The 14,594-nt window shown below is 66.7% G+C and carries 16 protein-coding genes; 7 read left to right on the top strand and 9 right to left on the bottom strand.

The features are described from left to right. The first annotated feature begins 19 nt into the window (after positions 1-19). From GBA63_RS09990 to GBA63_RS09980, 3 genes are read left to right on the top strand one after another with little or no spacing between them, the layout of a single operon-like run. Positions 20-607 carry an acyl-CoA dehydrogenase family protein gene (locus GBA63_RS09990; protein ID WP_166175696.1) on the top strand — a complete coding sequence of 196 codons (588 nt, stop codon included), beginning with the start codon at positions 20-22 and terminating at the stop codon, positions 605-607. After that, positions 604-1,179: a class I SAM-dependent DNA methyltransferase gene (locus tag GBA63_RS09985; RefSeq protein WP_166175694.1), complete on the top strand. Its 576-nt coding sequence runs from the start codon at positions 604-606 to the stop codon at positions 1,177-1,179. Before GBA63_RS09990 ends, GBA63_RS09985 begins: the two co-directional genes overlap by 4 nt. Continuing rightward, the gene (locus GBA63_RS09980) at positions 1,176-3,143 is read left to right on the top strand and encodes an FAD-dependent oxidoreductase (protein ID WP_166175692.1); all 1,968 of its coding nucleotides are present in this window, start codon (positions 1,176-1,178) and stop codon (positions 3,141-3,143) included. The genes GBA63_RS09985 and GBA63_RS09980 overlap by 4 nt, the downstream gene beginning before the upstream one ends. A 14-nt stretch (positions 3,144-3,157) precedes the next feature. On the opposite strand, the gene GBA63_RS09975 is transcribed toward GBA63_RS09980, so the two are convergent. Then, positions 3,158-3,538 carry a hypothetical protein gene (locus GBA63_RS09975; RefSeq protein ID WP_166175690.1) on the bottom strand — a complete coding sequence of 127 codons (381 nt, stop codon included), beginning with the start codon at positions 3,536-3,538 and terminating at the stop codon, positions 3,158-3,160. A gap of 252 nt (positions 3,539-3,790) precedes the next feature. Here GBA63_RS09975 and GBA63_RS09970 point away from each other — a divergent pair, with 252 nt between their 5' ends. The 3 genes from GBA63_RS09970 (at position 3,791) to GBA63_RS09960 (ending at position 5,353) form a co-directional block, all read left to right on the top strand. After that, a complete protein-coding gene (locus GBA63_RS09970; protein WP_166175688.1) occupies positions 3,791-4,384 on the top strand; it encodes a response regulator in 594 nt (197 codons plus the stop codon). Between the two features lie 329 nt (positions 4,385-4,713). Continuing rightward, entirely contained in the window at positions 4,714-4,989 is a 276-nt protein-coding gene (locus GBA63_RS09965) for a hypothetical protein (protein ID WP_166175686.1), read from the top strand. Between the two features lie 91 nt (positions 4,990-5,080). Further along, positions 5,081-5,353 (top strand): hypothetical protein, encoded by a 273-nt coding sequence (locus GBA63_RS09960; RefSeq protein WP_166175684.1) that lies wholly within the window; start codon positions 5,081-5,083, stop codon positions 5,351-5,353. A gap of 260 nt (positions 5,354-5,613) precedes the next feature. Here GBA63_RS09960 and GBA63_RS09955 read toward each other — a convergent pair whose 3' ends face one another. From GBA63_RS09955 to GBA63_RS09925, 7 genes are all read right to left on the bottom strand, one after another. Beyond that, entirely contained in the window at positions 5,614-6,363 is a 750-nt protein-coding gene (locus tag GBA63_RS09955; RefSeq protein WP_228282401.1) for an SIR2 family NAD-dependent protein deacylase, read from the bottom strand. 8 nt (positions 6,364-6,371) lie between these two features. Continuing rightward, positions 6,372-7,646: a histidine--tRNA ligase gene (gene hisS / locus GBA63_RS09950; RefSeq protein WP_166175682.1), complete on the bottom strand. Its 1,275-nt coding sequence runs from the start codon at positions 7,644-7,646 to the stop codon at positions 6,372-6,374. Continuing rightward, positions 7,643-8,221, bottom strand: coding sequence for an MBL fold metallo-hydrolase (locus GBA63_RS09945; protein ID WP_166175680.1), 579 nt, complete (start codon positions 8,219-8,221; stop codon positions 7,643-7,645). Before GBA63_RS09945 ends, hisS begins: the two co-directional genes overlap by 4 nt. Further along, positions 8,218-8,886, bottom strand: coding sequence for an MOSC domain-containing protein (locus GBA63_RS09940; protein ID WP_166175678.1), 669 nt, complete (start codon positions 8,884-8,886; stop codon positions 8,218-8,220). The genes GBA63_RS09945 and GBA63_RS09940 overlap by 4 nt, the downstream gene beginning before the upstream one ends. Before the next feature lie 3 nt (positions 8,887-8,889). After that, positions 8,890-11,121 (bottom strand): RelA/SpoT family protein, encoded by a 2,232-nt coding sequence (locus GBA63_RS09935; RefSeq protein WP_166175676.1) that lies wholly within the window; start codon positions 11,119-11,121, stop codon positions 8,890-8,892. Positions 11,122-11,249: 128 nt separating this feature from the next. Further along, entirely contained in the window at positions 11,250-12,920 is a 1,671-nt protein-coding gene (locus GBA63_RS09930) for an ABC1 kinase family protein (RefSeq protein WP_166175674.1), read from the bottom strand. 21 nt (positions 12,921-12,941) lie between these two features. Continuing rightward, positions 12,942-13,355 carry a phasin family protein gene (locus GBA63_RS09925; RefSeq protein ID WP_166175672.1) on the bottom strand — a complete coding sequence of 138 codons (414 nt, stop codon included), beginning with the start codon at positions 13,353-13,355 and terminating at the stop codon, positions 12,942-12,944. A 161-nt stretch (positions 13,356-13,516) separates the two neighbouring features. Between GBA63_RS09925 and GBA63_RS09920 the strand changes: the two genes are divergently transcribed. Next, the gene (locus GBA63_RS09920; protein WP_166175670.1) at positions 13,517-13,987 is read left to right on the top strand and encodes a GNAT family N-acetyltransferase; all 471 of its coding nucleotides are present in this window, start codon (positions 13,517-13,519) and stop codon (positions 13,985-13,987) included. Positions 13,988-14,215: 228 nt separating this feature from the next. Here GBA63_RS09920 and GBA63_RS09915 read toward each other — a convergent pair whose 3' ends face one another. After that, positions 14,216-14,569 (bottom strand): DUF4386 family protein, encoded by a 354-nt coding sequence (locus GBA63_RS09915; protein WP_166175668.1) that lies wholly within the window; start codon positions 14,567-14,569, stop codon positions 14,216-14,218. Positions 14,570-14,594 lie beyond the last annotated feature (25 nt).

The following is a 14,594-nucleotide window of genomic DNA, read 5'->3' as shown; positions in this document are numbered from 1 at the left end:
GTAGCGGGGGCCGCCGCAGGTGGCCTACGTCGACCTGTCGGAGGGGATCGAGGTCGACACCGGGTGGTTTAGAGGGCACGGGATGCGCTGCTCGGAAAGCCACCGGGTCATCTTTGACGGCACGCCGGTGCTGGCGGTGCTCGGGGAGCCGGGCGAGCTGCTGCGCGAGCCTTACTTCTCGCGGGACGCCGTCAGAACCGCCGTCACCTGGGCCGGCATCGCGGACCTCGCCGTGGACTCGGCCCTGGGCGTGCTCGCCGCCAAGTTTGCGAACCGGGAGCCGGACGACCTCGTCTCGCTCGCCGCGGGGAGGCTGCTGACGGCGCGGGGCACCATCGACCGCTGGCTGGAGTTCGCCGCCGCAGGCGCGGACGCCGACCCGGAAGCCTCCGTCTCCGGGTTCTCGACCCAGCTTCGGGAGGCCGTGGCCGACGGTTGCCGGACCATCCTGGACGAGGCGGCCAGGGCCGTGGGTTCCCACCCCTTCGCCACGGCCGGGCCGCTGGACAGGGCGAGGAGGGACCTCGAGCTCTTCCTGCTCCAGCACCGCCTGGAGCCGGCCCTCGCGCGCCGGGGCAGGGAAGCCATCAGGGAGCGCGGCGGGTGAGCGGACGCCTCGACCGGGACTACTTCGAAGAGCTCTACGCCGGCTCCAAAGACCCCTGGAACTTCGAGACGAGCGATTACGAGCGCGAGAAGTACGCCCGGACCCTCGAAGCCCTCGGCGGCCGGCGCTTCGGGCGCGCGCTGGAGGCGGGCGCCTCGATCGGGGTCTTCACGCGGATGCTCGCCGGCCGGTGCGACGAGCTGCTCGCCGTGGACGTCTCGGCGAAAGCCGTGGCGGCGGCGCGCGAGAGGCTGAGAGGCCAGTCACACGTCAGGGTGGAGCGCAGGACCCTCCCCGAGGAGATGCCCGAAGGCCCTTTTGACCTGATCGTCGCCTCCGAGGTTTTGTACTACTTCACCCGGGAAGAAATGCTCGCGATGCTGAACGGTTTCGAGAACATTCTGGCGCCCGGCGGCGTCCTCCTGGCCGTCCACTGGCGCCGCGAGACGCGCACCTACCCGCTTCAGGGGGATGAGGTCCACGAGCTACTAACGGCCCACACAAGCCTCGCTTTGACGGAGTCGGTGGCCGAACCCGACTACCGGCTCGACCTCTTCGAGGACCGCGGTTGAACGGAAAGGAGCGAATAGTGATCGTCGGCGGCGGCCCCGCCGGCCTCGCCACCGCCCGCGCGTACCGGAACGCCGGCGGCCGGGCACGCGTCACCATTCTCTCGACCGAACCCCACCCCCCCTACAACCGTCCGCCGCTCACCAAGGAGTTCCTGCGCGGAGATTCGGACCCGGCCGACCTCCCCATAGAGGCCGAGGGCTGGTACCAGGAAAACGGCGTCGAGTTGCGGCTCTCCACCGTGGTCGAATCCCTGGACCGCAGCCGGGCCGTGGTAGAGACCGACGCGGGAGAAGCGTTCGCCTACGACGCCTGCGTCCTTGCCACCGGTTCCGAGCCAATACGCATCCCCGTACCGGGCGCCGACGACCCCGAAGTGCTGGTGATGCGCACGATAGAGAACTCCTCCCGGCTCAAGGACAGGGCGGGCAAGGGCGGCAGCGCCGTGGTCGTTGGCAGCGGGTTCATCGGGTGCGAGGCGGCGGCCTCGCTCTCGCTTCGGGGGGCGTCAGTAACCCTCGTCAGCCTGGAGGAGATCCCGCAGGGGCGGCGGCTCGGGAAGGAGGCAGGGGGGAGGATCAGGGCCTGGCTCGAAGGCTACGGCGTGGACCTGCGTATGAACACGAGCCTGGAATCCATCGAACGCCGAAACGGCGCGTACTCCGTCGCTGTGGACGGCGGGGAGAACATCTTTGCGGGCGCCGTTCTCTTCGGGACTGGCGTCGAGCCGAGGCTCGGACTCGCGGAGGATGCGGGGCTCGAGCTGGATGGGGGCGTGGTCACCGACTCGTCGATGCGCACGAGCGCGCCCGGCGTCTTCGCCGTCGGGGACATCGCCAGCGCGTACAACGAGTCGGCCGGCCGGCACGTCAGCGTCGAGCACTGGGGGACGCCCTGGAGCACGGGCGTGTGGCGGGGACCGTGCTCGCCGGGGCGATGCGGCGTGGAGCATGGCGCCCGGCTTCTGGTCGACCATAGGCGACGACACGCTGAAGTACTGGGCGTGGGACGGCGGGTGGGACGAGCACGCCTACGAAGACCGGGGCGACTCCTTCGTCGTCCGGTACGGCAAGGACGGCGTGCTCGTCGGCATACTCACCCACGGCGCCGACGAGGACTACGAGAAGGGCCGCGCACCGATCGAGCGGGGGGACCCTTTCCGCGGGTGAAGCCCGCGGCGCCCAACCCGTCCCTCCGGGCCAGCGTCGTCGTGCCGGCGCGCGACGAGCAGGCGCTCGTCGGGGCCTGCGTGCGCGCGCTCGCCGCGCAAACGGGCGTGGCCCCGCAAGGCTACGAAGTCCTACTGGTGCTCGACCGCTGCACCGACGAGACCGAAGCGCGGGCCAGAGAAGCGGCCGCGGCCAGCCCCGACCTGCGCCTCTATTTTTTGGAAGGCCCCGGGGAAGGCTCCGGTCTCGCGCGGCGGGTCGGGATGGAGGCCGCGTGTGGACGGCTATTGGCCGTTCGCGGCCCGGACGGTCTGATCTGCTCCACCGACGCCGATACCGTCGTGGCGCCGGACTGGCTCGCCACCCAACTGCGGGCGGTGGAGGCCGGGGCGAAAGCCATCGGCGGGCGCATCGACCTTAAAGGCGCGGAGACCCTGCCCCCCGGCATCCTGCGCTGGCACGCCGAGAACGGCCGGATGCGCTACGAAAAGCTCCTGGCGAACCCGGACAGATCCGGCCGGGCGGAGCACTGGCAGTTCTCGGGCGCCTCCCTCGCCCTCACGGCCGGCACGTACAGGAACGTCGGCGGCCTGCGTCCCCGGGAATCTTTGGAAGACGAGCACCTGGAAGAGGTGCTCCGGGAGAACGGCGTCCCCATAGAACACCTCCTCTCGGTCCGGGTCACCACCTCTTCCCGCCTGAACGGCCGCGCCAGCCGCGGCCTCTCCCACGACCTTGCGAAGGCGGGTTTCAGGCATCGAGCTTCGGCCATCAAAGACCCGAAACCCGATGCCTAAAACCTGATGCCTCCTTACGCCTTCTCCTCCCTGTACTCCTGGATCGACTCGTAGACTTCGTCCGGGAACTGCAGTTCCTGGTACGGGTTGCAGGCGTCCGGGTCGTCCGGGTTCGGGCAGATGGGGAAGTCCTGCTGCTCCTGGTACTCCAGGATCTTGTCCCGCCTGGGCGGGCTGTAGCCCTTCTCCCGGACCTGCTGGACGAGCGCCTTTATCTCCTGCTCGTCGGCGTCGTGGTCCTGGGTGAGCAGCCCGACGAGCTCCCCGTCGTCCACGAAGTGGCGCCCGATCATGGCGAAGACCAGCCGCCCGTAGTGGCCGATATCCTCCCCGTTGTCGAGCGCGTCGAGCATGTGCCCCATCATCGGGCTCTGGCGTAGATCCTCGACAGACATACGTCTCCTCTCTTTTGGCTTTGGTAAGGTTAAGAGCAGTACCCCGGATAACGGTGAAAGGCACCACAATCGTGTCCCCGGGCCCACCTTTCCGGGTCCCCACAGTACGGCGGTAATGGTCCGAGGACTAGGACAAATGTCCCCTTGCGTACCCACCTTCGGACTGTAATATGGTACCCGGATCTCGCAAGGATCGTGCCATGTCCCTCCGAGCGAGAGGTTGGGTAAAGTGCGGCCACCAAACGACCCGGTTTGAAGATCGTCGTCGTAGACGGGCAGCCCGTCGTGAGGGTGGGCGTGAAGACCGTTCTGGATGCCGAGGAGAATATGGAGACCGTGGGCGAGGCGGCGAGCGTCCGACAGGCCATCGAGCTCGTCAGGCGGGCGGCCCCGGACATCGTGGTCCTGGACCTCGACCTGGAGGGCCAGGGGGGCGGCCTGGAACTTTGCCGAAAGATAAAATCGATGCCCGGTGCCCCGGGCGTCGTCGTGTTCACCTTCCGCAACTCCAGGGAGGAGGTTTTCTCCTCCCGGCTCTCGGGGGCGGACTCCTTCGTCCACAAAGGAGAGAGTACCGGCAAGCTGCTCGAGGCGATAAGGGAGACCCGCTCCGGGAAGAAGGTGTGGTTCCTGGGCGAGGGGGATAACCCCGGCCCCCACCGACACTTCAACGCCGAGGAGCCCTCGCTCACCCCCAAGGAGAAGGAGATCTTCGCCCTGCTCGTCAAGCGCCGCACCAACGCCGAGATCGCCGCCGAGCTCTCCATAAGCCACCAGACCGTCAAAAACCACGTGAGCAACGTTCTGAAGAAGCTCGGTGCCGATAGCCGCATCGACCTCCTGTAGACGCTTCGGACCTCTCGCGGGCCCGCGACCGGTACCGGGAGTTCCGGTACCGGAGTCGGGACCAGGACGATACCCCGGTAACCGGTCCACGGATACCGGGTGTACCGCAACATTTTCCTGCTCGAACGGCGAAAAACGGTACCGCACGGGTCATGTGCCCCCCGCGATGACGCTTTAGGTTGTCGATAGTTCACGAAGCCTCGCAGGGGAAGGAGGTGGACCACGCGAACGGATCGGTATACCCGTCCAGACTTACGGCGGGTGGATGGGCCGTCGATCCTGACTGGCGAGGCGTAATCAAACCGACGACCGAGCACGAAGGAGGAACCGTGAAGAAGCTTCTCGCCCTGGCGGCGACCCTCGCGATGGTGCTTACGATGGCGGCCCCCGCGATGGCCGACGATTTCGCCCAGGACAACTCGGGCGACGCGACCGTCGACAACTACAACGCCACCGATCAGGCCAACTACGCCGATCAGCACGTGGATCAGTACTCCGAGGAGGGAGACAACTCCAGCGAGCAGTCGCTCGTGCAGGTGAACTACAACACGAGCGAGCAGATCGGCGTGGCCTTCGCCGGCAACATCGCCGCCGACGGTTTCTAGGCCGAAAGGCAAGCGGTAGGCGACCGCGTACGGCGTCAGGTGGCAGGCGGGCCCTCCCGGAGGGCCCGCCCGTCGGAGAGGAGCCACGAAGGTGAAGACCAAAATGGCCGCGCTGGCGACGGCGCTGGCGATGATGCTGGCAATGGCGGCCCCCGCGATGGCCGACGATTTCGCCCAGGACAACTCGGGCGACGCGACCGCCAACAATTACAATACCAACATCCAACTCAACATCGGCGTGCAAAACAACGTGCAGTTTGCCATGAACGGCGATAACCACGCCAACCAGGAGTTGAACCAGACGAACTACAACACGTCTGACCAGGACGCCGTGGCCTTCGCCGGCAACATCTTCGGTCTCTAACTAAAGCGGATCGCGGTGGCTCAATGCCACCGCGATCCGCGCTGTCGGCTTGTCAGCCCGCTCCGGCTTCGCCTCCGCTCTCAGCCTTTTTTGCTCTTGCTGAAAGCTGCTAGCTGATAGCCCTGCAAAGAGGCCCAACCTCTTTGCAGACCGCTTTAGCTAAACGTCGAGACCGCAAGAGATGGTCCGCGAGCAGAAGGTTCGGGATACCGTGAGAACCCGGAACTTCGCTCGGTGCAGAGCACCGGCCGCCTCCGAGATTACATTCCTGCCCGCGCACCGAAAGCCCGGGTGACGAGCTCGGGCAGGACCTCGCCTGCGGCTCCCGGCACGCGGTACGCAACGTGCGCGGTCAGCGTCGTCTCGCCCGGGATGATCTCCACGACCGTCGCGTCGTTCTCCAGCGCCTCGTGCGCCAGACCGGCCGCCGGGTAGACAAGGCTCGAAGTCCCGATAGAGAGAAAGAGGTCGCAGCTCTGCGCGGACCTGGAAGCGTGCCGCATCGCTTCCGCCGGCAACATCTCTCCGAACCAGACCACGTCCGGGCGCAGATACGCGCCGCACCCGGCGCAGCGTGGCGGCCCATCCCCCTGCTCGTGATCGTCCACGATTACGCCCTCCCCGGAACACCTAGTGCGCCGGATGTTGCCGTGCAGCTCCACGACTTCGCGGTTTCCGGCCCGTTGGTGAAGACCGTCTACGTTCTGGGTGATCAGGACAAATGCCTTCGCCCGGCGTTCCAGCTCCACGAGCGCCCGGTGTCCCGCGTTTGGTTCCGCTGCGGCGACCAGCTCGCGCCGCCACCCGTACCACTCCCAGACGAGGCGCGGGTCGCGCGCGAACGCCTCCGGCGTCGCCAAATCCTGCGGATCGTAGCGCGCCCAGAGCCCGGTCTGGGCCTCGCGGAAGGTTGGCACGCCGCTCTCCGCGGAAATACCGGAGCCCGTCAAAGCCACAACGCGCCGGGCGTCCCGCAGGGATTCGACCAGCCCCGTCGGAAGGTCCGGCACGGCCGGGGTCAGGCCTTTATCGTCCGGAGCAGCTCCGATGACCCGTCGGAGACGGACACCTCACGTTCCTCGCCCGAGGACATGTCGCGGACCTTTATGGTGCCGCGGGAGAGCTCGTCTTCGCCCATGATCGCGGCGTACGCCGCGCCCGTCCTGTCGGCCTGCTTGAACTGGCCCTTCGCCCCCCGTCCGCCGTAGTCGAGGTCGCAAGAGATCCCCTCCGCGCGCAGTGCTCCGGCGAGCCGCATCGCGGGCACCCTCGCCTCGGGCGCGAGCGCCACGAAAAAGACGTCGAGGGAGGGCTCGGACTCGTAAGACGCGGCGGCAAGGAGCATCCTCTCGACGCCCGTGCCGAAGCCGATCCCGCCGAGGTCCGGGCCGCCGAGGTCGGAGATGAGGGCGTTGTAGCGTCCCCCGGCCCCGACCGTGTCCTGGGCGCCCAGCGCCCCGCTCTTGGCCTCGAAGACGGTCATCGTGTAGTAGTCGAGGCCGCGCACGAGCTGCTCGTCCAACTCGTAGGGGACGCCGAGCGCGTCGAGCCCTTCGCGGACGACGGCGAGGTGTTCGGCGGCGTCGGGGCTCAGGTAAGCCCCGATCTTCGGCGCCTCGGACAGAACCGCTTGCGTGCCCTCGTGCTTGGAGTCGAAGGTCCTCAAGGGGTTGGTCTCCATGCGGGCGACGGAGTCCGGGTCCAAGTCGCCCGCGTGCTTCCGGAGGTAGGCGCGGAGCTCCGGGACGTAGGCGCGGCGGGTCTCCAGGTCGCCGAGGTTGTTGAGGTAGACGACCTCTTCCTTGACGCCCACCGCCTGGTGGATCGCGTAGAGGAGGGAGATCACCTCCACGTCGACCAGCGGGTCCGACGTGCCGAGGGCCTCGACCCCGATCTGGGTGTGCTGCCTGTACCGCCCCTTCTGCTGCCTCTCCTGCCTGAACATCGGCCCCACGTAAAAGAGCTTTACCGGCTGGGCGAGCTTGAACAGGTTGTGCTCGATGTAGGACCGGACCGCCCCCGGCGTCCCCTCGGGCCTTAGCGCCATCTCCCGGTCGCCCTTGTCCCTGAAGGTGAACATCTCCTTCTGGACCACGATGTCCGAGGCCTCCCCCGCCGTGCGGGCGAAGAGCTCTATCTCCTCGAAGACGGGCGTCCTTACTTCCCGGTAGTTGTGGTGGCCCAGGATCTCGCGCGCCCGCTCCTCCACGAACGCCCACAACGCCGCTCGCTCGTGAGGCTCGCGCCCGCCGGGATAGACGTCGTAGGTGCCCCTCGGTCCCTTGTAGCTCACGGAAGAACCGGAGGCAGGTACGGGTTGTTCTCCAACTGCTCCGAGGCGAGCAGGACGGGGCCGTGGCCCGCGTAGAGGCGCGTCCCGTCCTCCCAGAGCGGCATCACCTTGCGTAAAGAGATTTCGAGGTCCTCCCAGGAGGCGCCGTCTATGTCCGTCCGGCCCACGCTGCCGGGGAGGATCAAATCACCCACGATCTGGTCCCGACCGACCACGAAGGTTACGGAGCCGACCGCGTGTCCCGGCGTGTGCAGGACCCGAAAGGTCTCGCCCGCGAGATCCAACACCTGACCCTCGTCCAGCGGTTCGTACACGCCGACCCCCGTGCCCTCGGCGGCGTCGGGGTGGACGTAGAGCGGGGCGTTCGTCTCGCGCAGCACGGCGTCCAGGGCTCCGACGTGGTCCGCGTGGGCGTGGGTGATGAGAACGGCGACCACCGGCGCGCGGACGGCGCCCAGGATCTTCTCGGGCTCCGCCCCGGCGTCCACGATCACGTCGCCCTCCGGCGCGTGGACCACGTAGGAGTTCACCTCGAAGCCGTCCATGGAGACGGTTACCTGCTCGATCTCGGTCAAACGATGCTCCTTGTCTCTGCGTCTCTCTCCAACACCCGCGCCAGCCGCCGCTCGTTCATCTCCCGGGCGCGTACCGCTATCGGCGCGGCGAGATGCCGCCGGAGGGTTACCTCGTCCGGGTCGGGCTCGAAAAACACCCGGAACAGTTCGATCGCCGGCACCCTTTCCCCGGAATACGCCCCCGACTCTACAGGATCGCCGGCCGCTACCTCGCCGGGCCGGATCACGCGGCAGTAAAGCCCCGGCCGCTCAGCCCGCCTGAACCGCTTGAGAAAGGCCGGGTCACCCATCCGTACCGCCAACGTGACGCACGGTATCCGGGGCGCCGTCACCTCAAGGACGGCCGAGCCTATCGAGAAGCGGTCCCCGATGTACGCCCCGGCGCTCTCCAGCCCCGAGACGGTCAGGTTCTCCCCGAAGGTGCCTGGCGCCAGTTCCCTTCCCAGCTCTTCCGACCACCACTCGTAGTCCGGGGAGCCGAACAGGTAGACGGCCTGGTCCACGCCGCCGTGGTTCTCCTTGTCGGAGATCTCGTCCCCCGCCAGGCCATCCTTCGTAACCCGCACTGGACCGTGTGTCGGTCTCTTGAAGATGCCCGTCTTTCCCGAGCTCTTGGCGCCCTCGATCGGCTCTTCCAGCCCCACGTTCACGCTGAGTAGGCGCAAGGACTAGCTTTCCAGGGGCGTGCCGTCGCGGGAGACGCGGCAGACGTCGTAGACGTCCGGGATGCCCCGGATCTTGCGTATCACTTCCTCTACGTGCTGCACGCTCCCGGCCTTGAAGGCGAACCGGCTTAGGGCCGTCCGGTCCTCGATGGTGTCGACCCTCGCCGAGACTATGTTGACCCCGGCGTCCGAGATGCCGGAGGTTATGTCCTTCAAGAGGTGCATCCTGTCCAGCGCCTCGACGAGCAGTTCCACGGTGAAGAGCTTCCCCTCCCCTATCGCCCACTCGACCTCGACGAACCGGTCGGGGTCGCGGGACTTGAGGGCCCGGGCGTTCACGCAACCGCCGGAGTGGACGACGACGCCGCGCCCGAGCGAGACGTATCCGACGATGTCGTCGCCCGGCATTGGGGTGCAGCAGCGGGCCAGGCGCGTCAGGATGCCGCTGGAGCCCACGACGCGCACGCCCGTCTCGTCGGCCGCGCCCGCGTCGCCCGGCAGCGGGAGCGGGGCGAGGGCCGGGGACTGCTTTTTCGGCTTCTCCTCTTCCTCTTCCTTCGGCTGGACGAGGTCTACTATGCGGCCCGCCACGTTCTCGGCCGAGAGCGAGCCGGAACCGACGGCGGCCAGCATGTCGTCCGGAGACGAGTGGTTGGTGGCGCGCGCCACGTCTTCTAGGATGCCTGACGGGACCTTGCCGATCCTGCGCTTCTTCAGGAGGCCAAGGATCTTCTCGCGCCCCAAGGAAAGGTTGTCCTCGCGGTCGGCCTTGTTGAAGAACTGCCGGATCTTGTTCCGCGCCCTCCCGCTCTGCACGACGGCCAGCCAGTCCCGGCTAGGACCTGAGTTCTTGCCGGTGATGACCTGCACCCGGTCCCCGCTTACGAGCTCGGAATCTAGGGGAACTATCCTGTCGTTCACCTTGGCGCCGATGGTCCTGTGGCCTATCTCGGTGTGGACGTGGTAGGCGAAGTCTATTGGCGTCGCACCGGAAGGCAGGCTCACGACGTCACCTTTCGGCGTGAAGACGAAGACCTCGTCGGCGACCAGCTCGCCCTTCAACGATTCCATGAACTCCGAGGAGTCCGTGGTCTCCTTCTGCCACTCCATCATGCTCTTGAGCCAGCCCAGGCGGTCGACCTGCCGGTCTGTGAGGCCGTGCTTGTACATCCAGTGGGCGGCGATGCCGTACTCGGCCGTGGTGTCCATCTCGTGGGTCCGGATCTGGATCTCCAGCAGCTTCCCCTCGTTGCTCATGACCGTCGTGTGGAGCGACTGGTACATGTTGAACTTGGGCATCGCTATGTAGTCCTTGAACCGCCCGGGGATGGGCTTCCAGATCGAATGTATGACGCCTAGCGCCCCGTAGCAGTCCCGCACGGAGTCCACTACGACCCTCAAACCCGTGAGGTCGTAGATCTCGTTGAACTCCTTGTTGCGCCGGACCATCTTGTTGTAGATGGAGTAGAAGTGCTTTACCCGCCCGTGGACCTCTGCCTCGGTCCCCGTCTCGCGCAGGTGCCGCAAGAGCTCCGCGGCCGTCCCGTTGATGAACGCCTCCCGATCCCCCCTGCGGGCGGCGACCAGGCGCTTTATCTCCTCGTACCGGCGGGGGTGGAGGGTGGCGAAGGAGAGGTCTTCAAGCTCCCACTTGAGGGAGTAGATCCCGAGCCTGTGGGCCAGGGGCGCGTATATCTCCAACGTCTCCGTGGCCTTTTTGAGCTGGGTCTCGCGCTTCAAGTAGGCGAGCGTCCTCATGTTGTGCAGCCTGTCGGCGAGCTTGATGATGATGACCCGCACGTCGCGGCTCATCGCGACGATCATCTTCCGCAAAGACTCGGCCTGCGCCTCTTCGAGGTTCCCGGACGGCAGGTTGCCGAGCTTCGTGACGCCGTCGACGATCTCCGCGACCTCGTCCCCGAACTGCTCGGCGAGCTCCTCCTTGGTGACGCCCGTGTCCTCGAGCACGTCGTGCAGGAGTCCCGCGGCTATGGTCGTCGCGTCGAGCCGCAGCTCCGCCAGGATCGCCGCCGTCGCCAGCGGGTGGTAGACGAATGGCTCCCCGCTCTTGCGGACCTGCCCCCGGTGCGCGGCGTGGGCCACGCCGTAGGCGCGCGCTATCAGCTCCTCTGCCCCCTCGGGCGCGTAGGACGAAACCCTCTCGAGCAGGCCGGAGATGGTCACCGGCGGCGCCGGTATGGCCCTGGGTCTCTCTTCTGTGCGCGCTGGTTCCACGCGGATATTATAGCCCTTCAGCACGCTCCGGCTTCGCCTCCGCTCTCGGCACGCTTAGGGCCTTGCGGCCCTCGCTCTCAGCCCGTCAGCCAAAAAGCCGAAGTGCTGACAAGCTGACCGCTGACTAGCTACAGCCGTCTGGAACGAAAAATGATCGTCAGCAGTATCGTCGCGAGGATCAGGGCGAGCGTGAACCCGATGAAGGCCACGACCGGGACGCCGAGTAGGGGCACGCTCGGTCCGCCCACGTCGAAGGAGCCGAGCATGGACGACCCTACCAGGAGCGCGCCGGTGACCACGGCGAAGACGAGGCGGTTGGCGAGCACGTCCACCTCCCCCACGAGTTCGTCGAGGCCCCCGTGGCGGAGCCGCACCTCAAGCTCACCGTCGGCGAGCTCGCCGAGTAATTGACGGACCTGCTCGGGGTACTCCTCGACGTACCGGGCGTACTCCAAAGACCGCTCCGTGGCCGACCGGGCCAGGACGTCCGGCCTGTATCTCTGGGTCAGGAGCCGCCTGGCGTAGGGGCGGGCGACCTCGTAGACGTTTATGGTCGGGTCTATCGACCTGGCGAGGCCCTCGGCCGTGACGAGGGCTTTGGTAAGGAGCGGGAAGACGGGCGGGACGCGCAGCCGGTAGCGCCGCGCCAGCGCGATCAGCTCGGAGAGCGCCTGCCCGAGCGTCACCTCGCCGACCGAGAGCCCGGAATACTTGTTCAAGAACTCCCTGAGCTCCCGCACGAGCTCCCCCCGCACCTCGGTCGCGTACCGCACCCCGAGCGCCTCCAGGCCCCGCAAGGCCGCCGACGCGTCGCGCTGGATGACGGCTATGAAGAGCCGAGACAACGCCTCTATGTCGCCCCTACTCATGAACCCGACCATCCCGAAATCGAGCAGGGCAAGGTCACCCTCCGGCGTCAGCAGTAGGTTGCTCGGGTGCGGGTCGCCGTGGAAGAACCCGTCCTCGAACGCCATCTTGAAGATGGCGTCGGCACCCATCGAGGCGACCCGCCTGCGCTCGGAGGGGGTCATGAGAAGCGGCCTTATGTCCCTAAAGCGCGTCCCGACCACGAACTCCATCGTCATGACCTTGGACGTAGTGAGCTCTTCGTAGACCGCCGGTATCGCCACCGGGGTGCCGGCGAAGTTGGCGGCGAAGCGCCTGGCGTTCCGGGCCTCGGCCGTGTAGTCGAGCTCGCGCAGGATAACGCCCTCGAACTCCGCCACGAGCCCCCGGATGTCGACGAGGATCCGGCGGGCGAACCTCCGATCTACGAACGCCGCGAACTCGCGCATGAGCTCCAGGTCCCCGGCCACCCTTCCTGGCGCCTCGGGCCGCTGCACCTTCACGGCGACGACCTCACCGCCCCGCAACACGGCCCTGTGAACCTGCCCTATGCTGGCCGAGCCGAGCGGAACCGGATCAAACGAGGAGAAGATCTCACCTACCGGCGCCCCGAGCTCGGCCTCGATCAGCGCCTGCGCCGTCCCCGCGGGCATGGGGCTCGCCGTGTCCTGCAGCTTCTGCAGCTCCGAGAGTATCCCCTCGGGGAAGATGTCCGAGCGCGTCGATAGGACCTGCCCGAACTTGACGAACGTCGGCCCGAGGTCGTCGAGCGTGCGCCTGAGGCGGACCCCGAAGTTGGGCGCCAAAAACTCCTGCAGCCCCTTCTTCTCCCGCCGGTCGCGCCTGACGTCGAACACGAACCCGAACCCGTGCCGCACCAGTACGCGACTGATCTGGGAGAAGCGCTTGAGCCCCCCCGCGGACCGCGCGGGGAGGAGGCCGCCGTTGCCCACCGGCTGTCGCGCCGCCCCTACCTAGAGGCCCGGCGGCGTCTCGGGCGCGTCCCTGGGCGTATCCACCGCGATGTCCGGCTCCCCCGCCTCAGGCGGCGCGGCCGGGGCTGCCACGGGCCTGTCCTCCAGCATCCTGACCCTGTGCTCCAACTGCTCCACCCGGAACACCATATCCTCGAAGTCCTCCCGGGTGGGCAACCCGCCCCTCCTCAACCCCTGCTGGACCGAGGCGTCGACGAGCGACCTCGCCCCCGCGGAACGCTCGCGGGCCCGGTTCATCACGTCGTCGACAACCGTGCGACCCTCCTCACGCTCGATGCGGCCCTGCTCGATCAAACCCTCCACCACCTGCTGCACCCGATCCCGCGTCGCAGCCGCAGCCCCTACCTGCAACAGAATAAGACGCTCAAGCGTCTCCCCTACCGTCCCACGCACGCTAACCTCCCGGCCTGGTTCGCAACGTCCCCATGATAACCCAACACCACGGACCATCGGACCACCCACGATACCTATATAAATAACAAACCACACTAATACAATGCTGCTGTTAGAATCGCCAGGGGCAACGCGCGGGTTGCGTACGGAGGGAGAACGCGATGGAGCATCTCAGGATCACGACCGCCAGGGAGGGCGACGTGGGGGCGCTGGTGGGCTTGATCTCGTCTCTGTTCCAGGAGGACGCGGGTGTGCGGGACCCGCATACCAACCTCTCCTGGCCGGCAGACCACGCACGGGGGCACTTCCTCGGCTTGCTCGATAAAGACGACGCGCTGTGCCTGGTGGCGCGCTCGGGAGGAGAGATCGTCGGCTATCTGGCGGGCTACGGGAGGGGGCCATACGCGCTCAGGCCGGTGCGAGTCGCCGAACTCCAGAGCATGTACGTCCGCAAGGCGGAGAGGGGTCAGGGTGTGGGGACACGGCTGGTGGAAGGGTTTCTGGTCTGGGCCAGGGATCGGGACGCCGAGCAGGTGTCGGTTACGGCGTACGCGGCGAACGAGCGCGCGATCCACTTCTACGAGCGCATGGGTTTCGAGCCGAGGAACGTCTCCCTGGAACTCGGTTTGTAAACCCGTCAGCCTCGACGGCATCCGGGACAAGCCCGAAGGCAACCCCAGCGCCCCACCCGTAGACATCCACGCGCACCTGAAACGGTAGGCGGCAAAGGCGTAAAAGAGGCCTGTGGTGACCGAGTTCGGTATCGAGCAGGGCTGGTGAACGCGGCAGGGGCCGAAAGAGAAGAGTACATGGGTATCACTCTCTCGTGCCCGACCTCGTTCTTTTCGTTCAGCTCCGCTCTATATATTCAGATACTCGCTGGCTATGGGTATTTGAATAAGTACGAAGAGAACCATGACGGCAATAAAGAGGGCGTCCATGATCCGGAATCCGAGGTAGCCGACGGCTAAACGCTCGCTGTTGTGTTGCTTCAGGACCGGGAACATCAGAACCCCGTGGGCGGCGTCCCAGGCGACGGCCATCAACCACAGCACCGCGCCGATTGCCAGCAGGATGCTGTTCGCAGGAAGAGTGGCAAGATGATCCGGCGCACCAAGAATGGACTGGATGAGTACGATGCCGCCAATACCCACAACGAACCCCGCGAGGTACATCGCCCCCACGATTCTTGCGGTCATTCTGTAAGTGTTCATTTTCCCTTCCCTTCTCATCATTCGT

The sequence above is a fragment of the Rubrobacter tropicus genome, from assembly GCF_011492945.1.
Taxonomy (GTDB): Bacteria; Actinomycetota; Rubrobacteria; order Rubrobacterales; family Rubrobacteraceae; genus Rubrobacter_D; species Rubrobacter_D tropicus.
This window is presented reverse-complemented; position numbering and strand designations above follow the sequence as displayed.